We start from the raw sequence: 17,650 nt of genomic DNA, 5'->3' as shown, positions 1-17,650 counted from the left end.
ATTCAGGTCTAGAGGCATGATAAACAGATAATAAAAAAGCCACCAAATTTGCATTTGGTGGCTTTCAAATTTTTGGCTCAGTTAATCGAGATTAACGAGTGCCGTATACCACGATAGTTTTACCATGTGCAGAAATTAGGTTCTGCTCTTCTAGCATCTTCAAGATACGACCTACTGTCTCACGAGAACAACCAACGATCTGGCCAATCTCTTGACGAGTGATCTTGATTTGCATGCCGTCAGGGTGAGTCATTGCATCTGGCTGTTTCGCTAGGTTTAGTAGCGTTTGAGCGATACGACCTGTTACGTCAAGGAACGCTAAGTCACCAACCTTTTGGCTAGTTACTTGTAGGCGGCTTGCCATTTGCGCTGAAAGACGCATCAGGATGTCTGGGTTCACTTGGATAAGTTGACGGAATTTCTTGAAAGAAATTTCAGCTACTTCACAAGGAGATTTAGCACGAACCCAAGCAGTACGCTCTTGGTCTTCTTCGAACAAGCCTAGCTCACCGATGAAGTCGCCTTGGTTTAGGTAAGAAAGAATCATTTCCTTACCTTCTTCGTCTTTGATAAGAACTGCCACAGAACCTTTAACGATGTAGTACAAGGTTTCTGCCTTTTCACCAGCATGAATCAAAGTACTTTTTGAAGGGTACTTATGAATATGACAGTGTGAAAGGAACCATTCTAATGTTGGATCGGTTTGAGGTTTACCTAGAACCATAATATCTCACTTCCTCTGCAGGGTATGCTTGCCGCTTTCCGTATTTTAGCTAAGCCTGGATTGACTTGTAGGATAAGAGCACTCGTTGAGCGCTGCAAGCTATCTTGTGTTTCGTTTAAGAATAGTATCCTTTTTCAGGTACTATTTCTTGATTTTAATCGTGACCAAGCTACGATTTTTTACGCAAAATTGTGCACATGATCACGGTATGAAAAGTAATCAACCAGAATGTCGTTTTGTTAACCTATTTTTCCGGTTTCGATGAGTTGTTGTAGGATTGGCCTTACAATGAGCTCCATAGCAAAACTCATCTTGCCCCCTGGCACCACTAGCGTGTTATGACGAGACATAAATGAGCCGTCAATCATTGCCAAAAGGTAAGGGAAATCGACGTTTTTGATGCCACGCAAACGTATAACTACGAAGCTTTCGTCTAAACTTGGAATCCCTTTGGCGTTGAGTGGGTTCGATGTATCTACGGTTGGAACACGCTGAAAGTTGATATGTGTGCGTGAAAACTGCGGGGTAATGTAGTTAAGGTAATCATCCATTGAACGCACAATGGAGTCCATTACCGCTTCACGAGAGTGGCCACGATCGCGTGTGTCACGAACGAATTTCTGAATCCATTCTAGGTTTACGATCGGTACCATGCCAATCAGCAGGTCGACGTGTTGAGAGACATTAATATCGCCATCAACCACACCGCCGTGCAGGCCTTCGTAAAACATCACATCGGAATTTTCAGGGATATCTTGCCATGGCGTGAAGGTGCCCGGCATTTGATTGTAAGGAACAGCTTCATCGAAGGTGTGTAGGTAACTACGTACTTTTCCGGTGCCTTCGTTCCCGTATTGACGGAAGAACTCTTCTAATGCACCAAAGTCGTTGGCTTGTGGACCAAAGTAGCTAATGTGCTTACCTTGCTCGCGCGCCTTGCGGATCTCGACATCCATTTCTGGTCGAGTGAATCGGTGGAAACTATCCCCTTCAACCCAAGCAGCCTTCACGTCCATCATATTGAACATTTTGCGGAAGGCTTCTGAGGTAGTGGTGGTGCCGGCTCCAGATGAACCCGTCACCGCAATAATTGGATGTTTAGCGGACATGACAACCCTTGTCGTTTGAGTAACTTACTTGTTAGCAATCGTTTTCCACTATAACACGGCTCCTTTCTAAGCGCAGCCTAGAAGCGTTTTGTCACCTGGATATCAACGGTCTCGTGCAGTTCTGAAAACACGATGCTCACATCACCAGAAGCTAATTGATGTTTCACCTGATCAATCTTGTTTTGCAGTGAGATCTCAACGTCGCCATAGTCTGTGCCTTCACGCAGCACGAATTCTTTGATGAGGTTTTCCAGTGTTTCTGGCGCGATGTCTTGCCATGGGATGATCATAAATACTTCTCTCTTTTATGTTCATTGATATGTTGATGAGTGTGTCTAGTGATGTTTTTAGCACAACCCCGTTTGGGCTGCGCTATCTTATCAAGGTTTCGCGTTTATATTTAGCAAGGCTTCGTCGTTATGCTGAACCTTGGATACTTTCATAATACGCAGGTAAGGCTTCTTCTAGCCAAAATCGTGGTTTGAGTGTACTACCTGTGATAAACCCGACATGGCCGCCTTTCTGAAACAGGCGATAATCGATGTTATCCGGTAGGACGAATTTTGGAATCACATCATCGGTCATGAAAGGATCGTCTTTGGCGTGAATGATCTGTGTCGGTAGTTTGATTTTATTGAGCTTAGGAAGAGCGGAGCACTGTGCGTAGTAGTCTTGCGCGTTTTTGAATCCGTGCAGGGGCGCAGTAATCCGTTCATCAAACTCATACAGTTTGTCGATCTTCTTGATGGATTCAGCTGTGATGCCGAGTTTCTCCTGCAGCAGCTTCACCTTTTTCAAGGCATTCGATTTGAGTGAATCAAGTAGGTATTTTTTATAGAGCTTCGAGAAGCCACGTTCTATGCGACTCGAACAGCAGGCTAAATCAAAAGGTGCAGAGACTATCGTTGCTGCAGACAACAGTGGATCATCTGCGTATTCCGCCAAATAGTTCGCCAACATGTTTCCGCCCAAGGAGATACCAACCGCCACCTTTGGGTTATTGGGAAACTGAGCGTGTAGATGCCTTAGGAAGAAGCGAGCGTCTTCAACTTCACCTGAGTGATATGCGCGAGCCAAGCGATTCGGTTTACCGCTGCAGCCTCTAAAGTGCATCATCACCGATAGCCAGCCATCTTTAGCAAACGCATTCATTAGTCCATTGGCATAAGGGCTCTCAAAACTGCCTTCCAAACCGTGGAACAGCACGAATATCGGTTTGTTCTTTATATCGTCACTATTTGGATTGTCGCCATCTGGCGATTCGCTCCAAGCAAGATCGAGAAAATCACCGTCGGGTGTTTCTAAGGTTTGCCATTGCGGATTGAACAACGCCTGCTTTCTAATAAATCGTGGCACTAAGGTTTGTAAGTGCGGATTAGATAGACCAGCTGCTGCGGTAAATATTGTCATAAAACAGTCCATGCTTCTTTTATGGGCTTTGGTAAAGTGTTGAGCTTTTAGCGGAACGCCCACGTTTTTATTTGAGCTTGGTTGATTCTCGGCATAAGCGCAAGGGTTTCACTGATACGGGCAACAAAAACATGCTATGGGTAACTGATTGAATAATATCGGAGTTAGGCTTGTTACTTGCTGTATGAGTGGAGTGTTCTACCAATGGTACGTACCCGATATGTTGTAAACATCGATCACGATACCTCTCAAACAAGCTTGGATCTTGATTGAATAAAAGGGAAAGGAAACAGGTTAGGGCTGAGGTGCTGGTTCAGAAAATGCATCGTAGAGGTTTTCAGCCCCTAATAAACGACAGTATTGAAATGCGAGAGGCGATTGCTGATTGGCGTGCAATGGTAGGGAGTTAATACAATCGACGAGATCGGACTGCTGTTGTTTCTCAAGCTGCAATTCGAACTGTAAGGCTTCACGGTAGAGTGAATCTACAACGTGTGCCTTGAGATGTTTACGCAGTTCTCGATAACTATGGAGCAGGGTTTCATAGCGGCTTAAGCATTGCTGTACCTTGTGCCACTCTTCTTCCGCAAAGGAGAGTTGCTGCTCATCAAGCCATTTGAGAAGCAGCAGTAGATTGACGTTGCCATGGAACTGGTTTTGCAAAGCTAAGCACGCATCCTTTACACCGCGCACACTGTAATACTGAAGGCTAAATTGCCATAGTCGTTCCAGTGTTAGTGATATTGGGGCGTGCTCTGGGTTCATAAGCTATCCATATCCTGTTCCATCTGCTCAAGCTCTTCTTGAGTGGACATCCAATCCATTTCAACTTCTTCTAGCTGTGACTTACTGCTCGCTTGTAGAGCGAGTACTTTGTTCAGTTTAGCCTTATTTTCAGCTTCATACAGTGAAGTGTCGGATAATTCTTGCTCGGCTTCTTCAAGAGCTTGCGTCAGCTTATCCATCTGCTTTTCAAATTGAGTCAGCTTTTTACGCAGTGGCGCAGTCAGTTTTCTGAACTCGGCTTCTTTGCGTTTCTGCTCTTTTTTCGCTGCTGCACTGTTGGCGCCGTCTTTTGCTGGTGCCAATGCTTGTGCTTCTTTACGCTCAACTTTTTGTTGTTCGGTTAGCCACTTGTAGTAATCGCTTAGGTCACCATCAAACGGTGCCACTTGGCGATCGTGTACAAGGTACAGGTCATCTGTGGTTGCACGCAGTAGGTAACGGTCGTGCGATACGATAACCATTGCACCTTCAAACGTCTGCAATGCAAAAGTCAGCGCCTGACGCATGTCGAGATCCAAGTGGTTGGTTGGTTCATCGAGTAGCAATAGGTTAGGTTTTTGCCATACCAGCAATGCCAATACCAAACGCGCTTTTTCACCACCTGAGAATGGCGCCACTTTATCCAGTGCTTTTTCACCTTGGAAGCCAAAGCTACCTAGGTAATCACGCAGCTGTTGTTCTGTGTGCTTAGGCGCAATCTGCATCATGTGTTGCAGCGGCGTCTCTTCTGGGTGCAGGGTTTCTAATTGGTGCTGTGCGAAGTAGCCAATCTTAACGCCTTGTGAGTAGCTCAGTTCACCGCCTTGCTGTTTCAGTTCACCTGAAAGCAGCTTGATCAGCGTTGATTTACCTGCGCCATTTCGACCAAGCAGACCAATGCGGCTGCCCGGAACGAGATTTAGGCGAATCTTTTCTAGAATGAGGTTGTCGTCATAGCCCGCTGATACCTCGTCCATCATCATGATTGGATTTGGTAGTGCGTCTGGCTCTCTAAACTCAAAGCTGAATGGATTATCAAACTGAGCGGGTAACACTTGCTCCATTTTCTCTAGTGCTTTAATACGGCTTTGCGCTTGGCGAGCCTTTGAAGCTTTGTAGCGGAAACGGTCAATGTAGCTCTGCATGTGCGCCATTTGTTTCTGCTGCTTCTGGAACATCGCTTGTTGCAGGATCAGCTTTTGCGCTCGTTGAGTTTCAAACGATGAGTAGTTACCCGTGTATTCGTTAAGCTGTTGGTTTTCAACATGCACGATACGGTTGACGATAGGGTCTAGGAAGTCTCTATCGTGCGAGATAAGCACTAGCGTGCCCGGGTAGGTTTGTAACCAACGCTCTAGCCACATTACTGCATCTAAATCCAAGTGGTTGGTCGGCTCATCGAGCAGCAATAAGTCACTGCGACACAGTAGGGCTTGCGCTAGGTTCAAACGCATACGCCAACCACCAGAGAACTGAGTCAGGTTCCATGTCATTTGTTCTTGGCTAAAGCCTAGGCCATCCAACAACTCGGCAGCGCGTGCCTTGATGCTGTAACCACCAATGGTTTCGATCTTGCCGTGGATCTCTGCGACCAATGTGCCGTTGTCGGCTTGTTCCGCTTCCTCTAGTTGATCTTCAAGGCCACGATATTCACGGTCACCATCGATCACGTATTCAATTGCTGTTCTTTCTAATGCAGGTGTCTCTTGAGCAACCCAAGCCATTTCCCAATGCGCTGGTTTGCTGAATGAGCCTGCATCAATAGACAGTTCGTCCTTGATTAAGGCGAACAGCGTAGATTTACCACAGCCGTTTTTACCAACCAAACCGATCTTGTCGCCAGGGTGAAGAGTCGCAGATGCTTGGTCAAGGAGTGGCTTACCGCCGCGTAGCAATTGAATATCAGAGAAAGTAATCATATAGAGATAGCATAGAAATTAGAGGTGAACAGACGCCTGCATAGTAGGCTGAAACCAGATAAAAGTCGATCACAATGCAATTTGCGTTATGATGCCAATAACATATTAATAACTTTTGCTTAAATTCTTGTGGCCTTGCCACCGTTTAGCCCTCAAAGGAATGTTTCAAAGGAATGAGTAATACTCCCTCGACAGACAAAGTCGTGCCAAAGGTGTTGATCATCTACGCGCACCCAGAGCCGCAAACTTCTATTGCCAATCAGATGATGATTAAAAAGATAGAGTCGCTCGGTCATGTCAAAATTCATGATCTCTACGCCATCTACCCAGACTTCTTCATCGATGTGCCTTATGAGCATGAACTACTTCTCGAGTACGATGTGATTGTGTTTCAACACCCTCTGTTTATGTATTCCTGTCCCTCATTATTAAAAGAGTGGTTTGACCGCGTATTGGGCAAAGGTTTTGCGTTTGGTGAACAAAGCGCGCTTAAGGGGAAACACTGGCGTAGCGTTATCACAACCGGTGGTAAAGAAGAGGCGTTTGGTGCCGCAGGCTATAATAAATATCCATTACAAGAGATCTTGCAACCATTCGAACTCACCGCTGCCTTGTGTCAGATGAACTGGATATCACCATTGGTTTTACACTGGGCAAGAAATGTCTCGGATATGACGCGTTATCAACACGCAGAAGCGTATCGAAACTGGTTACGAGACCCGCTACAAGAGATAGGAGCGAATGATGGCTCTGACTAATGATTTTTTGCAAAGTAGCGTTATATTTCTAGCGGCTGCTGTAGTCGCGGTTCCTATCGCGCAGCGAGCAGGCTTGGGCTCAGTATTGGGTTACCTTCTGGCAGGTGTTGCAATTGGCCCATGGGGGCTTGGTTTAATCAGTGATGTAGAGGCGATTCTGCACTTCTCCGAATTTGGGGTGGTACTGCTGCTCTTCTTGATTGGCTTAGAGCTTAACCCTAAAAAATTGTGGCAGATGCGGGCGCCTATTCTCGGATTGGGTGGTGCGCAGGTGCTGATCACCACTCTGATTATTACCGCCATCGCCTGCATGTTCGGCTTAACTTGGCAAACGAGCTTGGTCATAGGTATGGGCTTAGCCCTATCTTCGACCGCAATCGCCTTACGGGTTATTGAAGAGCGAGAGCTTGGCGGCAAAGAAGCGGGGCAGTCTGGTTTCGCGGTGTTACTTTTCCAAGATATTGCCGTTATTCCTATGTTGGCGATGTTGCCTCTGCTTGCGGGCAATACCGGTGGCAGTTGGGCGGACATGTTATGGATGCTAGGCGGAGTAATTGGCTTGCTTGTCGGTGGTCATTTCTTGTTGAGACCGCTATTTCGCTACGTAGTCATGAGTGGCGTGCGTGAATTGTTCACGGTCGCAGCGCTGTTATTGGTGATTGGTATTGCTGTGATCATGCAGCAGATCGGTTTATCGATGGCATTGGGCACATTCTTGGCGGGCGTACTTCTGGCAGAAAGTGAATATCGACACGAGCTTGAAATCGCGATTGACCCATTCAAAGGATTACTGCTTGGTCTGTTCTTTATCTCGGTGGGGATGGCGGTGAACTTAGGTTTACTCGCTGAAAGTCCATTTGCGATATTGATTGCCGTTTCTGCATTGGTCGTATTGAAAGGCTTAGTGCTGTACGCACTGGCTCGTATCTTCGGTACTCAGGCCAAAGCACGTAGCCGAATGGCGATGATTCTCAGCCAAGGCGGTGAGTTTGCTTTCGTTATTTTTACCGCGGCGAGTGCTCAAGGCATCCTAAGTGGCGAACAAGTGTCTTTCTTACTGGTGGTTGTGAGTTTGTCTATGGTGACCACGCCATTGATGCTCAAGTTGCAAGACCGATTCTTTGCTCGTCAACTGAATCAAATCAGTGAGAACGCGATGTCTTCGGATGTTGTCGATCGCAGCCCTCGAGTAATCATTGCTGGCTTTGGTCGTTTCGGTCAGATCATTGGTCGTTTGATGTATGCCAACAAGATTCGAATCACCGTTCTTGAGAGTGATGCCAGCCAAATACACATCCTGAGAAAGTTCGGCTACAAGGTATTTTACGGTGATTCAACACACCTAGAACTGTTACGTGCCGCAGGTGCTGATAAAGCGGAAGCCATCGTGTTGTGTACTGACTCTCCTGATGAAATCATGAAAACCGTCGATTTGTGTAAGCAGCATTTCCCGCGCTTAAAGATCTTAGCGCGCGCTCGAAGCCGTGTTGAAGCGTATCAACTACTTAACCACGGTGTGAGTAACTACTCACGTGAAACCTTCCTTGGGGCTCTCGATTTAGGCCGTCAAACATTGACCGAGCTTGGCATGCACCCATATAAAGCGAAGCGAGCAGAAGCACACTTTAGGAAGTTGGATAATGGTATGCTGAAAGAGTTGCTTCCTCAGCATAACGAGGATGCCGAGTTAGCCCAAAGAGCGAAAGAGGCTCGTAAAGAGCTTGAAGAGATTTTTGGACACGAGATGGAAAACGATCACCAATCTCGAAACTATTGGCAGTAGCTAGAGTAAATAGCGGATAGCTTGAGCATAGAAATAACAGTCTATAGAACCAATCTAATAATAAACGCGGTCTCTGCTTCGTCTTTAATAATGCTAGAACGGAAGAACCGTGAATCCAGAGTAGTAAAGGATATTAACGTGAAACAGAAAAAACGCTTTATCGCAGGGGCGAGCTGCCCGAGCTGCAACACTCAAGACACGCTTCGCTGGTGGGTTGAGAATAATATCGAGCTGGTGGAATGTGTCGATTGTGACTTCACAGAGCAACGTAAACCGAAAACTGTAGAGAAATCTGAACACGCGAATCAAGAAATGATCGGTATTTTTAAGCCAGAATGATTGAGTTTCGTTAATTGATCCCCATAATATCCCGGTACAGAATTTTTCCTAAGCTCAACTGTTCGAGCTTAGTCCAAACCTCCTTGGAGCTCTCATGAAAATTGAAAAGAACGTAGTAGTTAGTGTTGCATATCAAGTGAAACTTGAAGATGGCGTAGTAGTTGACCAATCAACTGCAGAAGCTCCACTAGATTACCTTCACGGTCACAACAACCTAATTACAGGTCTTGAAAAAGAGCTTGAAGGCAAAGTTGCTGGTGACAAGTTCTCTGCAACTGTTACTCCAGAAGACGCTTACGGCGAGCACAACGACGCTCTAGTTCAACGTGTTCCTGCTGACGTATTCCAAGGTGTTGAACAAATCGAAGTTGGTATGCGTTTCCTAGCGGATACTGACCAAGGTCCAATCCCAGTAGAAGTTACTGAAGTAGACGGCGACGAAGTTGTTGTTGACGGTAACCACATGCTAGCTGGCCAAACTCTAACGTTTGACGTTGAAGTTGTAGCGGTTCGTGAAGCGACTGAAGAAGAAGTTCAACACGGTCACGTACACCAAGAAGGCGGCTGCGGCAGCCACGGTCACGATCATGACCACGAAGGCGGTTGCTGTGGTGGCGAAGGCCACGACCACGGTGAAGAGAAAAAAGACGGCTGCTGCGGCGGCGGTAGCTGTGGTTCTCACTAATACCGAATTAGCGGTTTAGATTAAGAATCTTGAAAGCCTCCCTTGTGGAGGCTTTTTTCGTATTAGTGTACCGTCCTAAATATGGTTGACACATTTCCAACATGAAATTGGAGAGTGTCATGAAAACAACAAGTAGACGTACTCAACGAGATTATTCTCTTGCCTTTAAATTGGCAGTAGTAAGCCAAGTTGAAAAAGGCGAAATGACTTATAAGCAGGCTCAAGAGCGTTATGGGATCCAAGGTCGCTCTACCGTTTTAGTTTGGCTTCGCAAACATGGTCAACTAGATTGGTCTAAAGGAATAGAACAATCGAGAGCGTTAGGAGCGACTATGTCAAACTCTTCCTCAACTCAAACCCCAGAGCAACGAATCAAAGAACTCGARCAGCAATTAGAAGARACTCAGCTYAARGCTGAGTTCTTTGAAGCGGTTGTAAAAGTCATGGATCGAGATTTCGGWGTCCGAATYTCAAAGAAGCGCAAGGCCGAGTTATTAAGGAAAAAACGGTCAGAAAGTTGACCGTCACTAAAGCTTGTCACTTCATYGGTATTACACGACAAGCTTTCTACAAGCGCTGTGTTGCRGAAATTCATCAGACAAAGAAAGATGAATCAGTACTCGGTTTTGTGAAGGAGCAAAGGATGATGCACCCTCGTATAGGAACTCGTAAGATCAAGTATTTACTTGCTCAGAACGATATTGAAATCGGGCGAGACCGCTTATTCTCTCTACTGAGAATGAATCGATTATTAGTGCAGAATCGAAGGGCTTATCATCGAACCACAAACAGTAATCATCGYTTTTACTGCCATCCAAATCGAATCAAAGAAGGCTTAATACCGGAAAGACCAGAGCAATTATGGGTTGCYGATATTACTTATCTAGCAACGCGGTGTGGTAGTACTTATCTCAGTTTAGTGACGGACGCTTATTCAAGAAAAATCGTGGGCTATCACATAGGTGATGATATGAAAGCTCGCACGGTCAAGCAGGCCTTTTTAAACGCGTTGAAAGAGCGGAAGAATACAGGTGAGCTTRTTCATCACTCAGATCGAGGTGTTCAGTACTGCTCTGTTGAATACCAAGAGTTACATCGACAGTATGATGTATCTTGCTCAATGACTGATGGCTATGACTGTTATCAAAATGCGTTGGCAGAGAGGATCAACGGAATACTGAAGATGGAATATCTGTTGAATAAGCCGAATGATTTAGATGAAGCAAAGAAAATGGTCGCCGAATCAGTAAAAATCTACAATGAATATAGGCCTCACACAGCTCTAAAATACAAAACGCCCGATGAAATACATCGAGCGTTTTAGTCAATCAAGTGTCAACCCATATCAGGACGGGTCAGATGGTTTAACTCTTACGACAAGAAGAACTTGTAAGAAGGGTTATCGGTTTCATCTTTACACTGATAACCAAGCTCCCGTAAATGTGTTGAGAACTGGGCTAAATCATCATCGCCAAGTTCGAAGCCACACAATACGCGACCATAATCGGCACCGTGGTTACGATAGTTGAACAGGCTGATGTTCCAGTGGGTACCTAAGGTATCAAGGAACTTAATCAAGGCACCTGGGTATTCCGGAAACTCAAAGCTGTATAGTCGCTCTTTCAATGGTTTTGATGGTTTGCCGCCAATCATGTAACGAATGTGCAGTTTTGCCATCTCATCATCAGAAAGGTCGACGACTGGATAGCCGCCCTCTCGCAGGTCATTGATGATGTGCTCGAGCTCTTCTTGACCACCTTGCAGACGTACACCAACGAAGACATTTGCTAGGCTTTCGTCATTGTGGCGGTAGTTAAACTCTGTCACCGCTCGGCCGCCAATAATATTGCAGAACTCTAGGAACGCCCCTTGTCGCTCAGGGATAGTGACCGCAAGCAAACCTTCTCGCTTCTCACCTAACTCACAACGTTCAGACACATAGCGCAGACCGTGGAAGTTGGTGTTAGCACCAGACAGTACTGTCGCCAGTTGCTTGCCTTGCAGTTGGTTCTGCTCAGCAAACTTTTTCAAGCCAGCCAGAGCAAGCGCTCCCGAAGGTTCAGCAATCGCACGAGTATCTTCAAAGATGTCTTTCACCGCCGAGCAGATCTCATCGCTAGACACGGCAATGTGGCCATCAATGTACTGCTGACATAAGCGGAATGTCTCTTCACCAATGCGCTTAACCGCGACGCCATCGGCAAACATACTGACTTGGTCAAGAACCACTGGTTCACCGGCATCCAGCGCTGCTTTCAAGCAAGATGAGTCTTCTGGTTCAACCGCGATGACTTTGATTTCTGGCATCAACTGTTTAACCAGTACAGCAACACCCGCAGCTAAGCCACCACCACCGACAGGCACAAAGATATAATCCATGTGACCATTCTGCTGAAGCATCTCCATACCCATGGTACCTTGCCCAGCGATCACTAATGGGTGATCGAATGGAGGTACAAAGGTGTAGCCGTGTTCAGCAGAAAGGCGTTCAGCCTCTGCCTTAGCTTCATCAAAGTTGCTGCCGTGCAGAACCACGTTACCGCCAAAGCCACGTACCGCATCAACCTTGATGTCTGGTGTGGTTTTCGGCATCACAATCGTGGTTTGAATACCAAGTTTAGAACCGGACAGCGCCATACCTTGAGCGTGGTTACCCGCCGATGCAGCAATCACACCGGCAGCTTTCTGTTGCTCTGAAAGGCTTGATACCATGTTGTAGGCACCACGTAGCTTGAACGAGTGGACCGGCTGACGGTCTTCTCGCTTTAGCTGAACCTGATTACCAATACGAGTACTTAAGCGAGGCATCTCTTGCAGAGGAGTCACTATTGCCGCTTCGTAAACTGGCGCTCTCAGGATCTGGCGCAGGTAATCTGCGCCAGTTTGTTTTACGGGACTGACCGTGTCATCGCTCATAGACTAGCCCTCTAGCTTAGACTTATCACGCACGGCGCCTTTATCGGCACTGGTTGCCATGCTTGCGTAAGCTTTCAGTGCGAACGATACTTCACGCTGACGGTTTTCTGGTTTCCAGCCTAGTGCGTCTTGCTTAACACGACGCGCTTCTAGCTCGGCTTCAGGCACATCAAGTGTGATTGAGCGGCTAGGGATGTCGATAGTGATGATGTCGCCAGTATTTACTAGACCAATCACACCGCCACTTGCTGCTTCTGGAGAAGCGTGACCGATAGACAGACCCGAAGTACCACCAGAGAAACGACCATCTGTTAGTAGTGCACAAGATTTACCTAGACCCATCGATTTTAGGTAAGTGGTTGGGTAAAGCATTTCTTGCATGCCCGGACCACCTTTAGGGCCTTCGTAACGAATCACAACCACTTCGCCTGCTTTCACTTTGCCACCTAAGATGCCATCAACAGCACTGTCTTGGCTTTCAAATACGATAGCTGGACCTTGGAATTTCAGGTTCTCTTCATCAACACCTGCCGTCTTAACGATACAACCATCAACCGCGATGTTACCCGAAAGTACTGCTAGACCGCCTTCTTGGCTGAATGCGTTCTCTTTGGTTCGGATACAACCTTCTTTGCGGTCGTCATCAAGACGATCCCAACGGCAATCTTGTGAGAATGCTTTGGTGGTACGGATGCCCGCAGGGCCAGCACGGAAGAACTTAAGCACCGCTTCGTCTTCTGTTTGCATTATGTCGTATTGAGCTAGCTGCTCTTGCATGCTTAGACCAAGTACTGTGCGAGTCTGGTTGTTCAGTAAGCCTGCACGGTCTAATTCACCTAGGATAGCCATTACACCACCAGCGCGGTGAACGTCTTCCATATGGTATTTAGGTGTTGAAGGTGCAACCTTACATAGGTGTGGAACGCGGCGAGACATCTCGTCGATATCACCCATATCAAAATCAATCTCACCTTCTTGAGCTGAAGCTAATAGGTGAAGAACGGTGTTACTAGAACCGCCCATCGCGATATCCAGCGCCATCGCATTTTCAAATGCTGCGCGGTTTGCGATGTTACGAGGCAGTGCTGATTCGTCATCTTGCTCGTAGTAACGCTTGGTCAGGTCAACGATACGCTTACCAGCATTGATGAATAGCTCTTCACGGTCAGCGTGCGTTGCTAGCATAGAACCGTTACCAGGCTGAGATAGGCCAAGTGCTTCAGTTAGACAGTTCATTGAGTTCGCCGTGAACATGCCTGAACAAGACCCACATGTTGGACATGCAGAACGCTCTACTTGCTCACTTTGCTCATCTGAAATCGTTGGATCGGCACCTTGAATCATTGCGTCAACTAGATCTAGCTTGATGATCTGATCGGAAAGCTTGGTTTTACCCGCTTCCATAGGACCGCCAGATACAAAGATCACTGGGATGTTTAGGCGCATTGCAGCCATCATCATTCCCGGAGTGATTTTGTCACAGTTAGAGATACATACCATCGCATCCGCACAGTGTGCATTCACCATGTACTCTACTGAGTCTGCGATAAGCTCACGTGATGGCAGTGAATACAGCATGCCGCCGTGACCCATTGCGATTCCATCATCCACAGCGATGGTGTTGAACTCTTTAGCGATACCGCCCGCTTTCTCGATTTCACCCGCAACCAGTTGACCCATATCTTTGAGGTGAACGTGGCCTGGTACGAATTGAGTGAAAGAGTTTACAACTGCGATGATTGGCTTACCGAAGTCATCATCTTTAACGCCAGTTGCACGCCATAAAGCGCGCGCACCAGCCATGTTGCGTCCGTGGGTAGTTGTTGCTGAACGATAGATTGGCATTGCTTAAATCCTTATAAATACTTGGCTGTTGCTTACTTAGTTGATTGTGTTTGGTTTGCTGAAGTGCGGTTTTCTGGATAAACGTAATCTAACCAGCCCCATTTATCTTCAGTGGTACCATTGAACAAACCAAAGTAAGCCGCTTGAACTTTTTCAGTGATAGGGCCGCGTTTGCCTTCACCTACTGTAATTTTGTCTACGCTGCGAACCGGAACGATTTCCGCTGCTGTGCCTGTCATGAAGACTTCATCGGCAAGATACAGCGCTTCACGAGCAATGTTCTCTTCACGGATCTCATAACCCATGTCTTTTGCTAGTGTCATGATCGAATCACGAGTGATGCCCGGCAGAATCGCACTGGTCGCAGGTGGTGTGGATAGCACGCCATTGCGCACCACAAAGATGTTTTCACCTGCACCTTCAGAAAGGTAACCATCAACACTTAGTGCGATACCTTCATCGTAACCATGACGACGCGCTTCACCACCAACTAGCAGTGAAGATAGGTAGTTACCACCGGCTTTAGCAGCGGTTGGGATGGTGTTTGGTGCTGCACGGTTCCAGCTTGATATCATCGCGTCCACGCCATTCTCTAGCGCTTCTTCTCCTAGGTAAGAGCCCCAAGGGAAAGCAGCGATGATCAGTTCCATCTCAGTGTTTTCTGGAGGGCATACACCCAAACCTACGTTACCAACAAAACCTAGAGGGCGGATGTACGCTGACTCTAGCTTATTTTTACGTAGCGTTTCGCGAGTCGCTTCCATAATTTCTTCCTCAGTGTAAGGAATCGGGAAGCGGTAGATTTTTGCTGAGTCTTTTAGGCGCTTAGCGTGCTCTGGGTGACGGAAAATAACCGGACCCTTTGGTGTGTTGTAGCAACGAACACCTTCAAACACAGAAGTACCGTAGTGCATTGCGTGAGTCAGGACGTGAACGTTCGCCTCTGCCCAAGGAACCATCTCACCGTTAAACCAAATATAGTCTGCCGTTTTAGCTGTCATGTTTGCGGTTCCTTATGCGTTTATCTTTTGTTGTAAGTTATTGTTTGGCAATTCATTACGACTGATAGAGATAACGTCAACGGTACGCACATCCCACAGCTTTTCGATTTGATTGACCAAGAAAGAGATCGGACGGTCACTGTCTACAATGATCTCAACACTTGCCACTTTGCTTTCGTGGTTTTGAGTGCCCGCAACTTGCTTAACAATAAAGCCACGGTGGCGGATAACACGAAGAACACGCTCTAGTAGTACTGGCTTATCATCGGCTTTGATGTCTAATAGGTATCTTTTCATGTTATGTGTTCTCCAACATCTCGCTGTTTGAAGCACCTGGCGGTACTAGTGGCCATACGTTCTCTTCTTCATCGATAAGAACATGAAGTAGGTAAGCGGTTTTGCTCTCAAGCATCTCTTTCAGTGCTGGCTCTACTTCTTCTTTGCGCGTGATGGTTTTACCCGGGATATCGAAGGCTTTCGCTAGCATCACGAAGTCTGGGTTGTCATCTAGGATGGTTTCACTGTGGCGGCCATCGAAGAACAACGATTGCCATTGGCGAACCATACCCAAGCGAGAGTTGTTTAGAAGTACCATCTTCACTGGGATTTGGCGGCGTTTCAGTGTGCCAAGCTCTTGTACGTTCATCATGAACGAGCCATCACCAGAGATTAGAATCGATTGGTCATCAGGACGTCCAACCGATGCACCCATCGCGGCTGGTAAACCAAAGCCCATGGTGCCCAAACCGGCAGAGGTGATGAAGTTCTGTGGATCGCGAGGTTGAATGTGTTGAGCTGCCCACATTTGGTGTTGGCCAACATCGGTCGAAACGATAGAGCTTGCTGGCATCATGTCTGACAGTTGCTTCAATAGTAGTGGAGCAAAGATCAGATCGCCTGGGTGGTCATAGCGCCACTTGAATGAGCTACGAAGGCCTTCAGAGTGGTGAACCCAAGATGAGATGTCTTGGCTTAGTTCCAATTGAGGCATGATCTTGTTGATGTCACCACGAATTGGCGCATTAGCAAGACGCAATTTGCTGAACTCAGCGGCATCGATATCGATATGGATAACCTTTGCGTGTGGTGCAAAGGTATCAAGCTTACCGGTTACTCGATCATCGAAACGAGCGCCAACAACAATCAGCAGGTCACTCTCTTGAACCACTAGGTTAGCGGCTTTGGTGCCGTGCATACCTAGCATGCCAAGGTAGTGTGGGTCATCACGTTCGATGGTACCCAAGCCTTTCAATGTACTTACCGCAGGCATAGGGTTAAGGCGTAAGAACTCACGAACAGCATCGGTCGCTTTAGCAAGTTGAACACCACCACCTACGTATAAAACAGGGCGGGTTGATTGAGACAAAAAGTACTGTGCCTGTTCAATGGCATCGGTTGTTGCAACAGGAATAGCTGGTGGAGTGAATTCTGGGAGAGTTTTAACGGGAGCTTCTGCTAGTTGAACATCTTTAGCTATATCGACGATAACTGGACCTGGGCGGCCTGACTTCGCGACTACAAAGGCTTCAGCTAAGGTTGGAGCCAATTCTTCAATGTCGGTAACTAGGTAACTGTGCTTGGTACATGACAGAGACATACCAATCACATCCATCTCTTGGAATGCATCGGTACCAATGTGGGAACTTGCAACCTGACCCGTGATAGCAACCAATGGGATTGAATCCATAAAGGCATCTGCAAGGCCAGTGACTAGGTTAGTTGCACCTGGTCCCGAGGTTGCCATACAAACAGCGACATCTTGTGTTGCACGAGCCATACCGATCGCGGCCATTGCTGCGCCTTGCTCATGACGACATAGGATATGCTCAACCCCGCCGTCATAAAGTGCATCGTAGATTGGCATGATGGCACCACCTGGGTAACCAAATACGGTCTCAATTCCTTGTTGCTTGAGTGCGGATACGACTAGTTCTGCGCCTTTCATCGGAATTCTCCCGTATTACCTGTGTTTTGGTAACTGTTTCCTTTGTCTCTGCACATCGTGTGCTCCCATTCTTCCTGTAAATCGGCAAAGCCGAAAATGCTCAAAAATATAAAAATCGATTATTCAAATTAGAAAAAACCCCCGGACTTGTCAGTGCGGGGGTTTTTTCTAATTCGTGGTTACTTTTTTCCCACTCGCCCCCGCGCAGTCTCAATAATGACCACGATAATCAGGTTAATCAGTGCGTAAATGCGAGCGTTAAAGTTCATATAATTCGAGTTTTCTCGTTTATTGTGTTCAGTAAATGTCTACATCTCTAGTGTTATCACACAAATCTGTTGCCTGACAAGGAAAATGTCATTCTTTTTTCACATTAAAACACCATTCCACCAAGCTATATAACAACCTTATCGCTTTGGTGAGCAATGAATATCCAGAGCGAATGCTTTTA

General features: G+C 46.7%; 16 protein-coding genes. 5 read left to right on the top strand and 11 right to left on the bottom strand.

Annotation, left to right across the window (positions count from 1 at the left end):
* Window positions 1–91 precede the first annotated feature (91 nt).
* The 6 genes from crp to L1D37_RS13945 form a co-directional block, all read right to left on the bottom strand.
* Window positions 92–724 carry a cAMP-activated global transcriptional regulator CRP gene (gene crp, locus L1D37_RS13970; RefSeq protein WP_004410522.1) on the bottom strand — a complete coding sequence of 211 codons (633 nt, stop codon included), beginning with the start codon at window positions 722–724 and terminating at the stop codon, window positions 92–94.
* 239 nt (window positions 725–963) lie between these two features.
* The gene (locus tag L1D37_RS13965; RefSeq protein ID WP_017632107.1) at window positions 964–1,833 is read right to left on the bottom strand and encodes a phosphoribulokinase; all 870 of its coding nucleotides are present in this window, start codon (window positions 1,831–1,833) and stop codon (window positions 964–966) included.
* A 77-nt stretch (window positions 1,834–1,910) separates the two neighbouring features.
* Window positions 1,911–2,123 carry a YheU family protein gene (locus tag L1D37_RS13960; RefSeq protein ID WP_136974327.1) on the bottom strand — a complete coding sequence of 71 codons (213 nt, stop codon included), beginning with the start codon at window positions 2,121–2,123 and terminating at the stop codon, window positions 1,911–1,913.
* 127 nt (window positions 2,124–2,250) lie between these two features.
* Complete coding sequence (locus tag L1D37_RS13955) at window positions 2,251–3,243, bottom strand: hydrolase (RefSeq protein ID WP_239848273.1); 993 nt, start codon at window positions 3,241–3,243, stop codon at window positions 2,251–2,253.
* A 294-nt stretch (window positions 3,244–3,537) separates the two neighbouring features.
* On the bottom strand, window positions 3,538–4,008 hold the full coding sequence (locus L1D37_RS13950; protein ID WP_239848272.1) for a TIGR02444 family protein: 471 nt from the start codon (window positions 4,006–4,008) through the stop codon (window positions 3,538–3,540).
* Window positions 4,005–5,927 carry an ABC transporter ATP-binding protein gene (locus L1D37_RS13945; protein WP_239848271.1) on the bottom strand — a complete coding sequence of 641 codons (1,923 nt, stop codon included), beginning with the start codon at window positions 5,925–5,927 and terminating at the stop codon, window positions 4,005–4,007. The genes L1D37_RS13950 and L1D37_RS13945 overlap by 4 nt, the downstream gene beginning before the upstream one ends.
* A gap of 173 nt (window positions 5,928–6,100) precedes the next feature.
* Between L1D37_RS13945 and kefG the strand changes: the two genes are divergently transcribed.
* The 5 genes from kefG to L1D37_RS13920 all read left to right on the top strand — a co-directional run bounded on the left by kefG (window position 6,101) and on the right by L1D37_RS13920 (window position 10,816).
* On the top strand, window positions 6,101–6,685 hold the full coding sequence (kefG, locus tag L1D37_RS13940) for a glutathione-regulated potassium-efflux system ancillary protein KefG (protein ID WP_017632112.1): 585 nt from the start codon (window positions 6,101–6,103) through the stop codon (window positions 6,683–6,685).
* Window positions 6,672–8,468 (top strand): glutathione-regulated potassium-efflux system protein KefB, encoded by a 1,797-nt coding sequence (kefB, locus tag L1D37_RS13935; protein WP_123297262.1) that lies wholly within the window; start codon window positions 6,672–6,674, stop codon window positions 8,466–8,468. The genes kefG and kefB overlap by 14 nt, the downstream gene beginning before the upstream one ends.
* A gap of 138 nt (window positions 8,469–8,606) precedes the next feature.
* Window positions 8,607–8,807 (top strand): YheV family putative zinc ribbon protein, encoded by a 201-nt coding sequence (locus L1D37_RS13930; protein WP_017632113.1) that lies wholly within the window; start codon window positions 8,607–8,609, stop codon window positions 8,805–8,807.
* 94 nt (window positions 8,808–8,901) lie between these two features.
* A complete protein-coding gene (slyD, locus tag L1D37_RS13925; protein WP_123284307.1) occupies window positions 8,902–9,492 on the top strand; it encodes a peptidylprolyl isomerase in 591 nt (196 codons plus the stop codon).
* Window positions 9,493–9,611: 119 nt separating this feature from the next.
* A protein-coding gene (locus L1D37_RS13920; protein WP_239848270.1) for an IS3 family transposase occupies window positions 9,612–10,816 on the top strand; the annotation gives its coding sequence in 2 pieces (ribosomal slippage) (window positions 9,612–9,999 and window positions 9,999–10,816; 1,206 coding nt in all).
* Between the two features lie 47 nt (window positions 10,817–10,863).
* On the opposite strand, the gene ilvA is transcribed toward L1D37_RS13920, so the two are convergent.
* From ilvA to ilvG, 5 genes are read right to left on the bottom strand one after another with little or no spacing between them, the layout of a single operon-like run.
* Complete coding sequence (ilvA, locus tag L1D37_RS13915; RefSeq protein WP_239848269.1) at window positions 10,864–12,408, bottom strand: threonine ammonia-lyase, biosynthetic; 1,545 nt, start codon at window positions 12,406–12,408, stop codon at window positions 10,864–10,866.
* A 3-nt stretch (window positions 12,409–12,411) separates the two neighbouring features.
* Complete coding sequence (gene ilvD, locus L1D37_RS13910; RefSeq protein ID WP_017066753.1) at window positions 12,412–14,253, bottom strand: dihydroxy-acid dehydratase; 1,842 nt, start codon at window positions 14,251–14,253, stop codon at window positions 12,412–12,414.
* A gap of 32 nt (window positions 14,254–14,285) precedes the next feature.
* Window positions 14,286–15,254, bottom strand: a complete 969-nt coding sequence (locus tag L1D37_RS13905) for a branched-chain amino acid transaminase (RefSeq protein WP_239848268.1) — start codon at window positions 15,252–15,254, stop codon at window positions 14,286–14,288.
* A gap of 12 nt (window positions 15,255–15,266) precedes the next feature.
* Window positions 15,267–15,551 carry an acetolactate synthase 2 small subunit gene (ilvM, locus tag L1D37_RS13900; RefSeq protein WP_017055442.1) on the bottom strand — a complete coding sequence of 95 codons (285 nt, stop codon included), beginning with the start codon at window positions 15,549–15,551 and terminating at the stop codon, window positions 15,267–15,269.
* A gap of 1 nt (window position 15,552) precedes the next feature.
* Window positions 15,553–17,199 carry an acetolactate synthase 2 catalytic subunit gene (ilvG, locus tag L1D37_RS13895; RefSeq protein ID WP_239848267.1) on the bottom strand — a complete coding sequence of 549 codons (1,647 nt, stop codon included), beginning with the start codon at window positions 17,197–17,199 and terminating at the stop codon, window positions 15,553–15,555.
* Window positions 17,200–17,650: the final 451 nt, after the last annotated feature.

Source organism: Vibrio sp. Isolate33, assembly GCF_022397895.1.
GTDB lineage: Bacteria > Pseudomonadota > Gammaproteobacteria > Enterobacterales > Vibrionaceae > Vibrio > Vibrio pomeroyi.
This window is presented reverse-complemented; position numbering and strand designations above follow the sequence as displayed.